The 13,242-nt window shown below is 67.2% G+C and carries 15 protein-coding genes and 2 tRNA genes; 9 read left to right on the top strand and 8 right to left on the bottom strand.

Features of this window, described 5'->3' with window-relative positions:
• Window positions 1-16 precede the first annotated feature (16 nt).
• Window positions 17-1,537, top strand: coding sequence for a Ppx/GppA phosphatase family protein (locus BLQ28_RS15465; protein ID WP_093240840.1), 1,521 nt, complete (start codon window positions 17-19; stop codon window positions 1,535-1,537).
• Between the two features lie 9 nt (window positions 1,538-1,546).
• On the opposite strand, the gene BLQ28_RS15470 is transcribed toward BLQ28_RS15465, so the two are convergent.
• From BLQ28_RS15470 to BLQ28_RS15480, 3 genes are all read right to left on the bottom strand, one after another.
• Window positions 1,547-2,008, bottom strand: coding sequence for a SixA phosphatase family protein (locus BLQ28_RS15470; RefSeq protein ID WP_176801147.1), 462 nt, complete (start codon window positions 2,006-2,008; stop codon window positions 1,547-1,549).
• 19 nt (window positions 2,009-2,027) lie between these two features.
• Complete coding sequence (gene ppk1 / locus BLQ28_RS15475) at window positions 2,028-4,166, bottom strand: polyphosphate kinase 1 (protein ID WP_256327308.1); 2,139 nt, start codon at window positions 4,164-4,166, stop codon at window positions 2,028-2,030.
• A 179-nt stretch (window positions 4,167-4,345) separates the two neighbouring features.
• Window positions 4,346-5,224 (bottom strand): GNAT family N-acetyltransferase, encoded by an 879-nt coding sequence (locus BLQ28_RS15480; protein WP_093240846.1) that lies wholly within the window; start codon window positions 5,222-5,224, stop codon window positions 4,346-4,348.
• A gap of 144 nt (window positions 5,225-5,368) precedes the next feature.
• On the opposite strand from BLQ28_RS15480, the gene BLQ28_RS15485 reads away from it, so the two are divergent.
• From BLQ28_RS15485 to BLQ28_RS15500, 4 genes are all read left to right on the top strand, one after another.
• Window positions 5,369-7,048 (top strand): FAD-dependent oxidoreductase, encoded by a 1,680-nt coding sequence (locus BLQ28_RS15485; protein WP_093240848.1) that lies wholly within the window; start codon window positions 5,369-5,371, stop codon window positions 7,046-7,048.
• A gap of 51 nt (window positions 7,049-7,099) precedes the next feature.
• On the top strand, window positions 7,100-7,363 hold the full coding sequence (locus BLQ28_RS15490) for a UBP-type zinc finger domain-containing protein (RefSeq protein ID WP_093240850.1): 264 nt from the start codon (window positions 7,100-7,102) through the stop codon (window positions 7,361-7,363).
• A 100-nt stretch (window positions 7,364-7,463) separates the two neighbouring features.
• Window positions 7,464-8,168, top strand: a complete 705-nt coding sequence (locus tag BLQ28_RS15495) for a glutathione binding-like protein (protein ID WP_093240853.1) — start codon at window positions 7,464-7,466, stop codon at window positions 8,166-8,168.
• A gap of 36 nt (window positions 8,169-8,204) precedes the next feature.
• Window positions 8,205-8,281: transfer RNA gene (locus tag BLQ28_RS15500), tRNA-Pro, on the top strand.
• Between the two features lie 177 nt (window positions 8,282-8,458).
• Here the strand turns inward: BLQ28_RS15500 and BLQ28_RS15505 are convergent.
• The 4 genes from BLQ28_RS15505 to BLQ28_RS15520 form a co-directional block, all read right to left on the bottom strand.
• Window positions 8,459-8,535: transfer RNA gene (locus BLQ28_RS15505), tRNA-Arg, on the bottom strand.
• Window positions 8,536-8,819: 284 nt separating this feature from the next.
• On the bottom strand, window positions 8,820-9,008 hold the full coding sequence (locus BLQ28_RS15510; protein WP_093240855.1) for a hypothetical protein: 189 nt from the start codon (window positions 9,006-9,008) through the stop codon (window positions 8,820-8,822).
• A 69-nt stretch (window positions 9,009-9,077) separates the two neighbouring features.
• Window positions 9,078-9,368 (bottom strand): hypothetical protein, encoded by a 291-nt coding sequence (locus BLQ28_RS15515; RefSeq protein WP_093240857.1) that lies wholly within the window; start codon window positions 9,366-9,368, stop codon window positions 9,078-9,080.
• A gap of 110 nt (window positions 9,369-9,478) precedes the next feature.
• Entirely contained in the window at window positions 9,479-9,739 is a 261-nt protein-coding gene (locus tag BLQ28_RS15520) for a hypothetical protein (protein ID WP_093240859.1), read from the bottom strand.
• Window positions 9,740-9,893: 154 nt separating this feature from the next.
• On the opposite strand from BLQ28_RS15520, the gene BLQ28_RS15525 reads away from it, so the two are divergent.
• The 3 genes from BLQ28_RS15525 to BLQ28_RS33285 all read left to right on the top strand — a co-directional run bounded on the left by BLQ28_RS15525 (window position 9,894) and on the right by BLQ28_RS33285 (window position 11,060).
• Window positions 9,894-10,205, top strand: a complete 312-nt coding sequence (locus tag BLQ28_RS15525) for a hypothetical protein (RefSeq protein ID WP_093240861.1) — start codon at window positions 9,894-9,896, stop codon at window positions 10,203-10,205.
• 151 nt (window positions 10,206-10,356) lie between these two features.
• Window positions 10,357-10,929: a DUF4865 family protein gene (locus tag BLQ28_RS15530; RefSeq protein ID WP_093240864.1), complete on the top strand. Its 573-nt coding sequence runs from the start codon at window positions 10,357-10,359 to the stop codon at window positions 10,927-10,929.
• Complete coding sequence (locus BLQ28_RS33285) at window positions 10,926-11,060, top strand: hypothetical protein (RefSeq protein ID WP_256327309.1); 135 nt, start codon at window positions 10,926-10,928, stop codon at window positions 11,058-11,060. The genes BLQ28_RS15530 and BLQ28_RS33285 overlap by 4 nt, the downstream gene beginning before the upstream one ends.
• Window positions 11,061-11,081: 21 nt before the next feature.
• On the opposite strand, the gene BLQ28_RS15535 is transcribed toward BLQ28_RS33285, so the two are convergent.
• A complete protein-coding gene (locus tag BLQ28_RS15535; RefSeq protein WP_093240867.1) occupies window positions 11,082-11,933 on the bottom strand; it encodes a LysR family transcriptional regulator in 852 nt (283 codons plus the stop codon).
• 113 nt (window positions 11,934-12,046) lie between these two features.
• On the opposite strand from BLQ28_RS15535, the gene BLQ28_RS15540 reads away from it, so the two are divergent.
• Window positions 12,047-13,192 (top strand): DSD1 family PLP-dependent enzyme, encoded by a 1,146-nt coding sequence (locus BLQ28_RS15540; RefSeq protein WP_093240869.1) that lies wholly within the window; start codon window positions 12,047-12,049, stop codon window positions 13,190-13,192.
• Window positions 13,193-13,242: the final 50 nt, after the last annotated feature.

Consider the following 13,242-nt stretch of genomic DNA (forward strand, 5'->3'; position numbering starts at 1 on the left):
CCCTCCTCACTACACAATGCAAAACGGCACTCGCCTCGCAGCGGTCGATCTGGGTTCGAACAGCTTCAGGCTGGAAATCGGACAGGTCGACCATGGTCAGATTCACCGCACCGAGTACCTCAAGGAAACCGTGCGCCAGGGCAACGGCCTGGACAGCGCGCGCAACCTCACGCCCGAGGCGATGCAGCGCGGCTGGGACGCCCTGGCGCGTTTCGGCGAGCGGCTGGCCGGCTTCAAGCGCTCGCAGGTACGCGCCGTGGCCACGCAGACGTTGCGTGAGGCCCGCAACCGCGAAGAATTTCTGTTGCGCGCGCGCACCATCCTGGGTTTCGGCATCGACGTGATCCCGGGCCGGGAAGAAGCCCGCCTGATCTACCAGGGCGTGGCGCACATGCTCCCGCACACCGACGCCTCCGACCGCGAACGCCGGCTGGTGATCGACATCGGCGGGCGCTCCACCGAAATGATCATCGGCCACGCACTGGAGGCCGAGCGGATGGAGTCGTACCGCGTCGGCAGCGTCGCCTGGTCGATGAAGCACTTCGGCGAAGGCCTCTTCACCCTGCCCGCCTTCCGCGCCGCCGAGGTCGCGGCCAAGGCCGTGCTCGACGACGCACTGGCCAGCTACACGCGCGACCAGTGGGACGTGGCCTACGGCGCCTCCGGCACCATCGGCGCGGTCGGCGACGTGCTGGCCGCTGCCGGAGCCGAACCCGGCCTCGTCACGCGCGAAGGCCTCGACTGGCTGCTCGACCGCCTGCTCAAGGCCGGCAGCGCCGACAAACTGCGCATCGACGGCATGCGCGAAGACCGCAAGGCCGTGATCGGCGGCGGCGTGAGCGTGCTGCGCGCGGTGTTCGACCTGCTCGGCATCACCGAGATGAAAGTGGCCCAGGGCGCCCTGCGCCACGGCGTGCTCTACGAACTGCTGGAGCGCGACGACAGCGTGGCCGACATGCGCACCGCGACGGTCGCGCGGCTGGCCAATCGCTTCGCCGTCGACGCGGCGCAGGCCAAGCGCGTCGGCGAAACGGCCGCGACCCTGTTCCTGCAGCTGTCTCCCGCGGCGCGCGGCGGCAATACATCGAGCCGTGCCGGCCGCGCCCTGCGCAAGCTGGGCTGGGCCGCGCAACTGCACGAGATCGGCACGCAGATCTCGCACAGCGACTATCACAAGCACGGCGCCTACATCCTGGACAACACCGACGCGCCCGGCTTCGCCGTCAACGAGATGCATGCGCTCGGCCAGCTCGTGCTGGGCCAGCGCGGCAAGCTGCGCAAGCTCGAGGTGGCACTGGACGACGAAACCTTCGTGATGCAACTGCTCGCGCTGCGCCTGGCGGTGATCCTGTGCCATGCGCGCCGCGACCCCGACCCGCAAGCCCTGCACCTTGCGGCGCTGGGCGCCCGGGCCTTCACGATCGCCTGCGCGCCGGATTGGGCCGAGGCCTATCCGCAGTCGGCGCACCTGCTGCGCGAAGAAGTGCTGGCCTGGCAGAAGACCAGCAACTGGCGCGTGGAGCTGAGCGAAGGTTAAGGCAACGCGCTAGAGCAGCTCGGGCGACTGCACCGTCACCACGACGGTCTGCACGTCGCCGTCGCGCTCGCGGGTGCGGATCCACCACAGCGCGCCCTTGCGCACCGGGCAGCTGTCCTGCTTCAGGCCGAGCAGCAGCGAGATCGCCTGCCCCACCGAAGGCTGGTGGCCGATCATCAGCACCACCGACTTGCCGTTGGGCCAGCCGGCCGCGCCGAGCAGCGCCTCGGCCGTGGTCTCGGGCGACAGCTCGGAGCGCACCTTGTACTTGCGGCCCAGTGCCAGCGCGGTCTGCTCGCAGCGCCGCGCGGGGCTGCAGATGATGCGCGTGCCATCGGGCAGTTGGCGGTCCAGCCAGCTGGCCATGCGCTTGGCCTGCTTCTCGCCGCGTGCGGTGAGCGAGCGCTGCATGTCGTCGCAGCCCTCGGTCCAGTCCTCGGCTTCGGCATGACGCCAGAAGATCAAGTCCATGGTCATCGTCTTTCGGTCTTCAGTTGCTGCTTGCATCACGATGATGCCCTCGCGATGCATAGCGGTTCATGAGGGCAGCCTGTGCGCCATGCGCCTCGACGACAGGCGAAGCGCCCGCCTCGCCCGCATGCGTGTCGTGGTTGACGCGCGTGTAGATGCCGTCGCCGCCCAGGTCCCAGGCATCGCGCCCGTCGTGCAGGTAGGCCACCAGGCATTCGTCGATCAGGCGCTGGCGCAGCCCGGGGTCGGTCACGGGCCAGGCGAGTTCGACGCGCCGCATCATGTTGCGGTTCATCCAGTCGGCGCTCGACAGGTAGAGCGACTCGTCTTCACCGTTGCGGAAGTAGAAGACCCGCGAGTGCTCGAGGAAGCGGCCGATCACCGAGCGCACGCGGATGTTGTCGGTCAGCCCCGGCACCTGCGCCGGCAGCGTGCAGGCACCACGCACGATGAGGTCGATCTTCACGCCCTTCTGCCCCGCGCGGACCAGCGCACCGATGATCTCGTCATCGGTCAGCGCATTCATCTTGGCGACGATGCGGGTCGGCTGGCCGCTCGCGGCCGCCACGCCCAGCGCATCGATCTGCGTGACGAGGTTCTTGTGCAGGTCGAACGGAGCCAGCCACATGCGGTTGAGCTTGGGCAGCCGGCTCTGGCTTGCCAGATGGACGAACACGGCCTCCATGTCGGCCGTCAGCATCGGATCGGCCGTGAGGTGGCTGATGTCGGTGTACAGGCGTGCGGTGCGCGGGTTGTAGTTGCCGGTCGACAGGTGGCCATAGCGGCGCATCTGCTTGCCCTCGCGGCGCGTCACCAGCAGCATCTTGGCGTGGGTCTTCAGGCCCACCACGCCATACACCACCTGCGCGCCGATCGACTCGAGCATTTCGGCCCAGTTGATGTTGGCCTCTTCATCGAAGCGCGCCTTCAGCTCCACCACCACGGTGACTTCCTTGCCGCGGCGCACGGCTTCGCGCAGCAGGTCCATCAGCTCCGAGTCGGCGCCGGTACGGTAGATGGTCTGCTTGATCGCCAGCACCTGCGGGTCGAGCACGGCTTCGCGCAAAAAGGCGAGCACGCCATCGAAGCTCTCGAAGGGCTGGTGGATCAGCACGTCGCCGCGCTGCAGCCGCTCGAAGAACGACTGGGCCGGCGACAGCGTGACGGGATACGACGCCGGGTACGGCGGAAAGCGCAGTTGCGGCTCGTCGATCAGGTCGATCAGTTGCGTGAGGCGCGCGAGGTTCACTGGCCCGTGCACGCGGTACAGGGCCTCCGGCGGCAGGTTGAACTGCGCCAGCAGGAAGCTGGCGAGCGATTCGGCGCAACTGGCCGACACCTCGAGGCGCACGGCCTGCCCGTAGTGACGATGCTGCAGGCCCTGGCGCAGCGCGGTGCGCAGGTTCTTGACGTCTTCCTCGTCGACCGCGAGGTCGGAGTGGCGCGTCACGCGGAACTGCGAGAAGTCGCCCACCTCGCGGCCCGGGAACATGCTCGACAGGTGCGCCCGCACCACGCTCGACAGCGCCACGAACAGCGTCTTGCCGTCCGATACCTTGGCCGGCATGCGGATCAGGCGCGGCAGCACGCGCGGCAGCTTGACGATCTGGATCGGGTTCTCTCGCCCGAACGCATCCTTGCCGCCCAGCCGCACGATGAAGTTGAGCGACTTGTTCGCCACCTGCGGGAACGGGTGCGCCGGGTCCAGCCCGACCGGGATCAGCAGCGGGCGCACTTCGCGCTCGAAATACTCGCTGACCCACTTGCGCTGCGCGGGGTTGCGCTCGCCGTGCGAAATGATGTGGATGCCGTGCTTGGCAAAGGTCGGCATCAGCTCGTCGTTGTAGAGCGCGTACTGGCGCGCCACGAGCGTATGGGCCGCCTCGGCCAGGCGTTCGAAAGACTCGACGGTGTAGGTGCCCTTGTGGTCACCGGCGCTGCCCGCAATCAGGTGCGGCGCAGCGCGCACTTCGAAGAATTCGTCGAGGTTCGACGAGACGATGCACAGGTAGCGAAGGCGCTCGATCAGCGGGACTTCGGGGCGATGGGCCCAGTCGAGCACCCGCTCATTGAATGACAGGATGCTGTGATCGCGGTCCAGCAGCGTGAACGTGGGCGCCGCGACGTCGGGCGACAGGTCTGCGGGGGCGGATGGCATGGGCACTGATTCTGATGCAAGCGGCACGGGAGAACACGTAGGCTGAAATATGACAGTGTCAGCCTCGCTTGTGACAGTTGCATGACATTCGTGTGACGCCCCTGTGCCGGCCGATGACGGCCTGGCGCCCGCCGGGGAAGAAGCAAGCGGCCCGGTGTCGGGCCGGGCGGCCGCTGGCTTCATGCGCCCAGGAAGTGCTTGCGGTAGCGCGCCGGCAGATCGTCGATGCGCATCAGCATCGGCAGGTCGGCGGCGTTGAAGTCCGGGTCCCAGGCCGGTGCGCCCAGCACCTTGGCGCCCAGGCGCAGGTAACCCTTGATGAGCGCCGGCGGCTCCACGTCGAGCGTGCTGTCGAGCCGTTCGACCGGCAGCGGCAGGCGGGGCTGCACCTGATATTGAATAGGCGCCATGTGCTTGGCCGACACCTGGCGCCAGATGCTGGCGGCCGCATCGCCGTTCGTCACGCCGTTGTGTGACATCGGGATGCTCGCGCAGCCGATCATGGTGTCCAGTTTGTTGCGGTGCATGAAACCGGCCAGTGCACCCCACAACGCCAGGATCACGCCGCCCTGGCGATGGTCCGGGTGGACGCAGCTGCGACCCAGTTCGACCATGCGTTCGCGCAGGTCGCGCAGCCGGGTCAGGTCGAATTCGGTGTCGCTGTAGGTGCTGCCGACGCGGCGCGCCTGTGCCGGCGTGAGCACGCGGTAGGTGCCGATCACCTGTTGCGTCAGTTCGTCGCGCACCAGCAGGTGTTCGCAGAAGTCGTCGAACAGGTCGATGTCGTGGCCGGCCAGCGGCGACGAGACCCGGGCGCCCATCTCGCCGACGAACACGTCGTAGCGCAGGCGCTGGGCGGCGCGCACGTCGTCGAGGTGGCGGGCCCAGCCCACCGTGATGCCTTGCTTGGACTCGATGACCGGCGGAAGAATGACGGCCGGGGCCTGGGGCACCGACGTGCGGGCTGCCGTCGAGGCGCCGGTTGCAGGAGCGGGCCACAAGGCCGCGCGCAGCCCGATCTGCGAAAGCGGAAACGTCGGGTTGGGCAGTTCTTTCATGGGGAACCCTTTCTGCCGAGGGAGTCTCCGCACCTGCGATGAAGCCGGCATGTCAGGAACATTGCAGCCACATGACGGTGTTACAACGCGTCGGCACGGCTTCGGCGTCTAATGCGCTGGATTCGCGAAACGGAGTGTCAGCCCATGCCTATCGACATCAGCAACACCGGCAACAGCCGCCTTCACCAGACCTTTCCGGTCCTCAGTGACACCGAGATTGCGCGCATCGCACGCTTTGGCAGCGTGCAGCGCTTTGCGCGCGGCGAGCGGTTGTTTACCGCCGGCGAAACCGGCCCCGGCATGTTCGTGCTGCTCAAAGGCATCGTGGCTGTCACGCAACGCGACGGCCTGGGCCATGTGGTGCCGATCGTTCGGCAGGGGCCGGGCGAGTTCCTGGCCGAAGTCGGGCAATTGAGCGGCCGCCCTGCCCTGGTCGACGGCCACGCCGACGAAGACGTCGAGGCACTGCTGGTGTCACCCGCGCAATTGCGCGCGCTGCTGGTGGCCGAAGCCGACCTGGGCGAACGCATCACGCGCGCACTGATCCTGCGCCGGGTGGCGCTCATTGAATCGGGCGCCAGCGGCCCGGTGCTGATCGGCCCGCCGCAGTCGCCCGACATGGCGCGGCTCGAGAACTTCCTGCGCCGCAACGGCTATCCCTATCACGTGGTCGATGCGGTCGAAGACCCCGATGCCGCCGCGCTGCTGGCGCAGTACGGCGCGAGCCAGTTGCTCGTGGTCTGCCCCGACGGCTCGGTGCTGGTGAACCCAGGCGACGACGCGCTGGCGCGCTGCCTCGGCATGGTCGATACCGTGGCGCACGACGAACTGTTCGACGTGGCCGTGGTCGGCGCCGGTCCGGCCGGCCTGGCGACCGCCGTGTACGCCGCCTCCGAAGGGCTGCGCGTGATCGTGCTCGACTGCCGCGCCTTCGGCGGCCAGGCCGGCGCCAGCGCGCGCATCGAGAACTACCTGGGTTTTCCGACCGGCATCTCCGGCCAGGCCCTGGCGGGCCGCGCCTTCGTGCAGGCGCAGAAGTTCGGCGTCGAGATGCTGATCCCGGCCAAGGTCGTGTCGCTGGACTGCTCGCGCAACAACGCGCTCGGCAGCCTGTCCGTTGCGCTGGCCGATGGCCGCACGATCAACGCACGCACGGTGGTCATTGCCAGTGGCGCGCGCTACCGGCGTCCCGGCGTGCCGCGGCTGGCCGAATTTGAAGGCCGCGGCATCTGGTATTGGGCATCGGCCATCGAGGCGAAGATCTGCGCGAACCAGGAAGTGGCGCTGGTCGGCGGCGGCAACTCGGCCGGCCAAGCGGCGGTGTTCCTGTCGCACCACGCGGCCAAGGTCAACGTGCTGGTGCGCGGACCGTCGCTGGCGGCCAGCATGTCGCGCTACCTGATCGATCGCATCGAGGCCACGCCCAACATCTCGCTGCAGCCTCACACCGAACTCGTGCGCCTGCATGGCGGTTCGGACGAAGGCCTTACAGGTGCGACATGGCGCTGCCACTCGACGGACAACGAGCACGACTGCCCGGCACGCAACATCTTCCTGTTCGTCGGCGCGGAACCCGAGACCTCGTGGCTCGACGGCTGCGGCGTCTCGGTCGACAAGCACGGCTTCGTGCTGACCGGCACCGAGGCCAGCAGCGGCTTTCCGGCGCGGCCGGCCACCGCGCTCGAATCGAGCGTGCCGGGCGTTTTTGCCGTGGGCGACGTACGCTCGGGCTCGGTCAAGCGCGTGGGTGGCGCCATCGGCGAAGGCGCTGCGGCGGTCGCGCTGATCCATCAGCATCTGTCTTCGGCATCGGCGGTTGCCTGAAGCCGTTTATTCATTCGTCTCCCACACATCCCTGCAACAAGGAGCCTTCCGGTGCCCATCAAAGCCTGCGACCACGTGCCTGCGACCATTGCCCAGCCCCACACCCTGAAGGGCTGCGAAGACTGCCTGAAGACGGGCGACACCTGGGTTCATCTGCGCGTGTGCGTGCACTGTGGCCACGTGGGCTGCTGCGACTCGTCGAAGAACCGCCACGCGACCCGGCACTCGAAGGCCGAAGGGCATCCGGTGATCCAGTCCATCGAGCCCGGTGAAGCCTGGATGTGGTGCAACGCGCACGAGAAACAGGTCGGCTGAAAAGGCTTGCGAAGGGCCAATTCCCGCGCCTGCACGCGGGTGGATTCGCGCGTATATGCTGCGCGCTCGCATCACATCCACACCCACCGGAGCCCGCGACATGTCCGCATCGCCCATCGAGGTCTATTCATGGCCCACGCCGAACGGCCACAAGATTCACATCATGCTGGAGGAGTGCGGCCTGCCCTACCGCGCGCATCCCGTGAACATCGGCAAGGGCGACCAGTTCGCGCCCGAGTTCCTGCAGATCAGCCCCAACAACAAGATCCCCGCCATCACCGACCCCGACGGTCCGGACGGCAAGCCGATCTCGCTCTTTGAATCGGGCGCCATCCTCGTCTACCTCGCCGGCAAGACCGGCCAGCTGCTGCCCACCGGCGACCGCGAGCGCTACGACGTGCTGCAGTGGCTCATGTTCCAGATGGGCGGCGTCGGCCCGATGCTCGGCCAGGCGCACCACTTCCGCATGTACGCGCCCGAGAAGATCGCCTATGCGATCGACCGCTACACCAACGAGGCGCGCCGCCTCTACGGTGTGATCGACAAGCAGCTGTCGAAGAACAGGTTCATCGCCGGCAAGACCTATTCGATTGCCGACATCGCCATCTTCCCCTGGCTGCGCAGCTGGGAAAACCAGGGCATCACCCTCACCGACTTCCCGCACCTGAAGGCCTGGTTCGACGGCATCGCCGCGCGCCCAGCCGTGCAGCGCGGAGTGAAAGTGCTGGCCGATTTGCGCCAGCCGATCACCGGCGACAAGGAGCGCGAGATTCTTTTCGGCAAGACTCAGTACGAGAAACGCTGAATCGGGTCAATATCCGGGCTAGAATAGAAGGCTTGTCGGGGTGTAGCGCAGCCTGGTAGCGCATCTGGTTTGGGACCAGAGGGTCGAAGGTTCGAATCCTTTCGCCCCGACCAAAAAAAGTGAATGCCTGCAATGACTCATGTCGTTGCAGGCATTTTGCTTTTCGGGGTCTGATTTTCTTTCCGGCGCTTCGTGATTCGTGGCTGGCTGTGCCGACGATGCGCATGTCTTCGAAGGGCGTGCAGGGCCTGACGATTGACGGCAAACCGCGTCTCACATTGGCATTGAATTGGCCTGCCCGGAGGGGATCGAACCCCCGACAACCTGCTTAGAAGGCAGGTGCTCTATCCAACTGAGCTACGGGCAGATTCCGGGTTGGACAGAGAAGCTGCAAGCGAAAGCTGGAGAGGCTTGCCTGGCCGGGTGCGAAAGCATTCGAGCTTTCGGCCGTCTGTTCCCAATGCAGGGCGACATTCCAAGCAAATCAACGACTTAGCCGCTGTTTCTGCAAACCGGGGAAGGCCGGATTCTACCCACTTCCGCGCCCTGGTCGTTGCCCCGACACCGCCATTCGATGCCGCTGCCAAGCGATTGCAAGCCAACGCAGCCCCACGCGGCAACGAACCGCTTTCGATCGAACGCCGGCGAGCGTCAGCGCCCGTCGTAAATCAGGCGCCAGACATTGCATCCATTCGGGCACTGCGCGTCTGGGTGGGCCTGCGCGGCAACGACCGGCTCGGCGGGACGGTACTGGTCGGCAACGCGGTTGTTCGGAGAAGGCGCGCCGCCAAATGCGAGGGCGGTCACCCCCGCGGCAACCACTTTCGTAACCATCAGCATGATCGTCTCCTGCAGTGGGTCACGAACCCAACATAGACCTGCAGGAGACAAAAATCGCGAGGACTTACCCTATGCCTGCGAGGCCGGCTTCGCGGGCAGATCGCCCTCTCGCAGCTTGCGGCCGACCCACATCATTCCCGTCGCGTAATCGGCGGCGCCGACCTGGATGCCTCCCACGGTCCGAAGTGCGCCAGTCCCGTCGTCGGTGGCGGGGCCCTCCCCGGTGTACTCGCCGGGAACGAGGAGCCGGCCGTCCTTCAGGAAATCGGCAATGCGAAGCTCCCGCATGGCACGGCCCCAATGCCACTGCTTCTTGATGTCGTAGGTGCTCGTCTTCTTCGGGGGCTTGGATTTCTTCATGGCAGGCAGTCCGGTGGCGCAAAAACTGCCGCGAGCATAGCCCGCCCCGCACATGGCACCGGCCGCCGCACGGCGATCACCGCACGTACAGCCCCAACCCAAGCTGCGTGCTACAGAAAAGCGCTGTCGTCGGCGGCCTCGACCGGATCGTCGCGCTCTTCCCGAGGGCCGATGTTCAGGTCTTCCGACAAGCCCTTCAGCACCGCATAACCGGCCTGCAAGGCGTCGGCGTAAGTGGAGAAACCTGCTGCCGCTTCCAGCAGCGGCTCGAACTCCATCGAGTGGTCGAAGGATTCGAGCAATACCCAGAAATAATCGCCGCCGTCGTGCTGGTCCACGGTCAGGGCGATGGAGATCAGTTGGCCTGTCATGCGCGGATGGTGGCGCCTTCAAGTGACAGGCAGAAGAAAGAAACACGCCTGAAAACCGGTTGCCGGGCTCACCCCGACAACCATCGCCAAAGCACTACATCCCTACGCGCTGAAGGCCTTCACACCGAATCGCGCAATCGGCGAAGCTTGCGGTATGCCCACCGCGAATTCACGGTCGTTCCAGCTCTCCGGATGGCGCCTTGCAGCGTCGATCTACACGGTCGTGGGCGTCGTTTGCATCGTGGCCTGCGCCCTCGTGCCGGAAAGCGACGTGGGCATGCTCATCGCCATTTTGGGTGGCCTTCCGTGGTCACTCAGCCTGCTGACCCTGGGGCTGTCGCCCGGCGTGGCGCACACGGCGCTGCTGCTGCTTGCCGGCAGTTGGGCGATCAATGCGGCGCTCCTGTGGTGGCTGGCGCTGCGTCGACGCCGGCAGGTGCATCGCGTGCCGTCGCACTCGGCATAGCCGGACACGCGCAGCGGGGACAAGGCGCGCGCCCCTGGCCGGCTACGCCAGCCATTGCGCCAGCGAATCACAGCTATATCGCGCGCCCTCTTCTCCCGGTGCGCGCACGCGCGCAAGCTTGTCTGCTCCATTCACGACAAGGAGCGACACGATGTTCGCGATGCAGTATTCGCACAGGCTGCCGGCCGACTACGACATGCAGACGATCCGCCAGCGCGCGGCGCGCCGAGGCCCGTTGTGGGACGACACGGAAGGCCTCGCCTTCAAGGCCTTCGTCGCGCAGGAGCGCGGCCGGCACGGCGCCACGGGGCACCTCTATGCCTCGGTCTATCTCTGGCTCGATCCGGCGGCGGCAGTGCGCTTTCTCATGGGTGAGCGCTTCCAGAGCGTGATCGATTCCTTCGGACGGCCGCGCGTGGAGACCTGGCTGCCGCTTGATGCGCGCGCCGGCACCGCTAGCGCCCAGCAGGCGCATTCGCTCCTTCGCGAGGAACGCGTGCTCGATGCGGCAATGGACCGCATCGCCTTTCAAGCGACGGAAGCCGAAGGCAACTGCGAACGGGCTGCACGGCCCGACACCGTCGCCGTCTGGACGGCACTCGATCTTGCGAGCTGGCAGCTGGTCCGCTTCACGCTCTCGACCCGCGCGCCAGCGCATGTCGACGGCGCCACGACCTACGAAGTGCTGCACCTTGCGAAGCCGGGCATCGGCCAACTCGAATGACCCACGACCGCTCATCCCGCCGCACGGAAATGCTGCTGGGTCATCTCGCAAGCCTGGGCGTCGCTGCCGCATCGATCTGCGGGCTTGCCGCGCTGGCGGCGATGGCGGTGCATCGCCTGCTGTCGACGTAGCCGCGTGCCTTTGCGCAGCGGCTACACCGCCGTCGAACGAATCGCCGCCGACAGCGAGCGCAGCGCACTGCGCCCCTGCGGATCGGACACGCCGGTGTGCAGCACCACCTCGCGCGACGGCAATGGCGGCAGGCCCAGCGCCGGCCCGACGTCGATGGTCCCCGGCGGCGCCACGCGCCGCCCCAGGGCAGCCACCGCCAGCCCTGCCGAAACCGCAGCGCCCACCGTGAGCACGCCGCCGCCCACGAACACCTCGGTCCACGGCACCTTGCCTTCAGCCAGCGCGGCAACCGCCATGCTGCGCACGCTGCACGGCTCGGCCTGTGTGGCCAACCGCAACGGCTCGCCCGAGCGGTGCACGAAATCGGGTGCGGCCATCCAACCGAATTTCTCTTCGAGCAGCAACTCGCCATCGAGCCGCCGGCTGTCGTGCCGCAGGATGACGACGGCATCGATCAGCCCACGGTCGAAGGCATCGAGCAGTTCGCGCGAGGTCGCGACGCGAACCTCCATCACCACGCGGGGCTCCGCGTCCTTCATCTGCCGCAGCAGCAAGGGAAGCTCCGCCCCCACGACGTGGTGGCTGATGCCGACGACCAGGCGGCGCGGCTGCACGCCGAAGGATTCGAGCGCGCCGCTGTGCGCGGCCAGCAAATGGCGTGCCGATGGCAAGAAGGCCAACCCCTCCGCCGAAAGCCTCACCGAGCGCGGCGTGCGTTCGAGCAGGCGTCGCCCCAGCACCTCTTCGAGCCGCTTGATCTTGAGGCTCACGGCCGACTGCGCGCTGTCCATGGCTTCTGCCGCGCGCGTGAAGCTCTTGAGGTCGGCCACGCGCACGAAGGCCTGCACCGCCTCGATGTCGAGGGCCTTCATCGCGGGCCTGCCATTTCGCAAACAAGGGGTGGTGCACGCATTTCGATGCGATCATTTCACAGCGCGGCGCTCCCTGCATCGCACCGTCATCTTCAAGAACCAAGGCTTCGCCCATGCCCACTGAACTCCAAGTCAACGCGCCGCTGATCGGCGTTCCTGGCGGCCGCCAGTTGCTCGACACACCCGCCCTGCTGATCGACCTGCCCGCGATGACGCGCAACATCGAACGCATGGCCGCCTTTGCCAAGGCGCGCGGCATCGGGCTGCGCCCGCATGTGAAGACGCACAAGTCGGTCGAGATTGCCCGGCGGCAGGTGGCGGCCGGCGCCATCGGCGTGAGCTGCGTCACGCTGGGCGAGGCGGAGATCATGGTCGAGGGCGGCATCCCCGGCGTGCTGATCACATCGCCGGCCGTCACGCCGAGCAAGATCGCGCGGCTGATGAAGCTCGCACAGCGCGCGCGCCCTGGCGACGTGATGGTGGTGGTCGACCACCCGCGCAACCTGGCCGACCTGGCGCAGGCCGCCAGCGAACTCGCGCATCCGCTCGACGTGCTGGTCGACTACGGCGCCGGCTACAACCGCACCGGCACCGCCACCGAGGCGCAAGTGCTCGAACTGGCGGCACAGGTCGCAGCCGAGCCGCGCCTGCGGCTGCGCGGCCTGCAGGCCTATGCCGGCAACCTTCAGCACATCGTGGAGCGCGACCGGCGCAGCGCTGCGGCTGCGGGTCTGCGCGAGACGGTGGCGGGCATCGTCGCTGCGGCGAAGGCCAAGGGCATTCACTTCGAGATCGTCACCGGCGCGGGCACTGGCACGCACGACCTCGACTCGCAAGAGAACGCGTTCACCGAACTGCAGGCCGGCTCCTACGTTTTCATGGACGCCGAATACACGCGCGTGCTGGCCAGCGGCACGCAGCCCTCGCCCTTCGAGGTCTCGCTGCTGGTGCAGACCGCGGTGGTCAGCACCAATGCGGCGGAATGGGTGACGGTCGATGGCGGCAGCAAGTGCTTCTCGACCGACAGCGGCGTACCGCTGGTGGCGCATGGCGTCGACCCGTCGAGCCGCTATGCCTTCTTCGGCGACGAGCACGGCAAGCTGATGCTTCCGCCAGGACCCCGGCCCGAACTCGGCGCCCGCGTCGAATTCGTCACGCCGCATTGCGACCCGACGGTCAATCTGCATGACAGCTACCACGTGGTCGATGGCGACACGCTGGTCGCCATCTGGCCGGTGGACGCGCGCGGCAAGCGGTAGGCGCCGACCGGCATAAGGAAACTCGAAAAGCGTATTTCACAAGGCGGGCA

Origin of the sequence: Variovorax sp. EL159 (assembly GCF_900100965.1) — a bacterium.
GTDB lineage: Bacteria > Pseudomonadota > Gammaproteobacteria > Burkholderiales > Burkholderiaceae_C > Variovorax.

Excerpts from the sequence above, each read along its gene's own strand:
- BLQ28_RS15465 (WP_093240840.1), top strand. The coding sequence starts at position 17 with ATGCAAAACGGCACTCGCCTCGCAGCGGTCGATCTGGGTTCGAACAGC.
- BLQ28_RS15525 (WP_093240861.1), top strand. The coding sequence starts at position 9,894 with ATGCCCACCGCGAATTCACGGTCGTTCCAGCTCTCCGGATGGCGCCTT.
- BLQ28_RS15485 (WP_093240848.1), top strand. The coding sequence starts at position 5,369 with ATGCCTATCGACATCAGCAACACCGGCAACAGCCGCCTTCACCAGACC.
- BLQ28_RS15510 (WP_093240855.1), bottom strand. The coding sequence starts at position 9,008 with ATGCTGATGGTTACGAAAGTGGTTGCCGCGGGGGTGACCGCCCTCGCA.
- BLQ28_RS15495 (WP_093240853.1), top strand. The coding sequence starts at position 7,464 with ATGTCCGCATCGCCCATCGAGGTCTATTCATGGCCCACGCCGAACGGC.
- BLQ28_RS15515 (WP_093240857.1), bottom strand. The coding sequence starts at position 9,368 with ATGAAGAAATCCAAGCCCCCGAAGAAGACGAGCACCTACGACATCAAG.
- BLQ28_RS15540 (WP_093240869.1), top strand. The coding sequence starts at position 12,047 with ATGCCCACTGAACTCCAAGTCAACGCGCCGCTGATCGGCGTTCCTGGC.
- BLQ28_RS15530 (WP_093240864.1), top strand. The coding sequence starts at position 10,357 with ATGTTCGCGATGCAGTATTCGCACAGGCTGCCGGCCGACTACGACATG.
- BLQ28_RS15535 (WP_093240867.1), bottom strand. The coding sequence starts at position 11,933 with ATGAAGGCCCTCGACATCGAGGCGGTGCAGGCCTTCGTGCGCGTGGCC.
- BLQ28_RS33285 (WP_256327309.1), top strand. The coding sequence starts at position 10,926 with ATGACCCACGACCGCTCATCCCGCCGCACGGAAATGCTGCTGGGTCAT.
- ppk1 (WP_256327308.1), bottom strand. The coding sequence starts at position 4,166 with ATGCCATCCGCCCCCGCAGACCTGTCGCCCGACGTCGCGGCGCCCACG.
- BLQ28_RS15470 (WP_176801147.1), bottom strand. The coding sequence starts at position 2,008 with ATGGACTTGATCTTCTGGCGTCATGCCGAAGCCGAGGACTGGACCGAG.
- BLQ28_RS15520 (WP_093240859.1), bottom strand. The coding sequence starts at position 9,739 with ATGACAGGCCAACTGATCTCCATCGCCCTGACCGTGGACCAGCACGAC.
- BLQ28_RS15480 (WP_093240846.1), bottom strand. The coding sequence starts at position 5,224 with ATGAAAGAACTGCCCAACCCGACGTTTCCGCTTTCGCAGATCGGGCTG.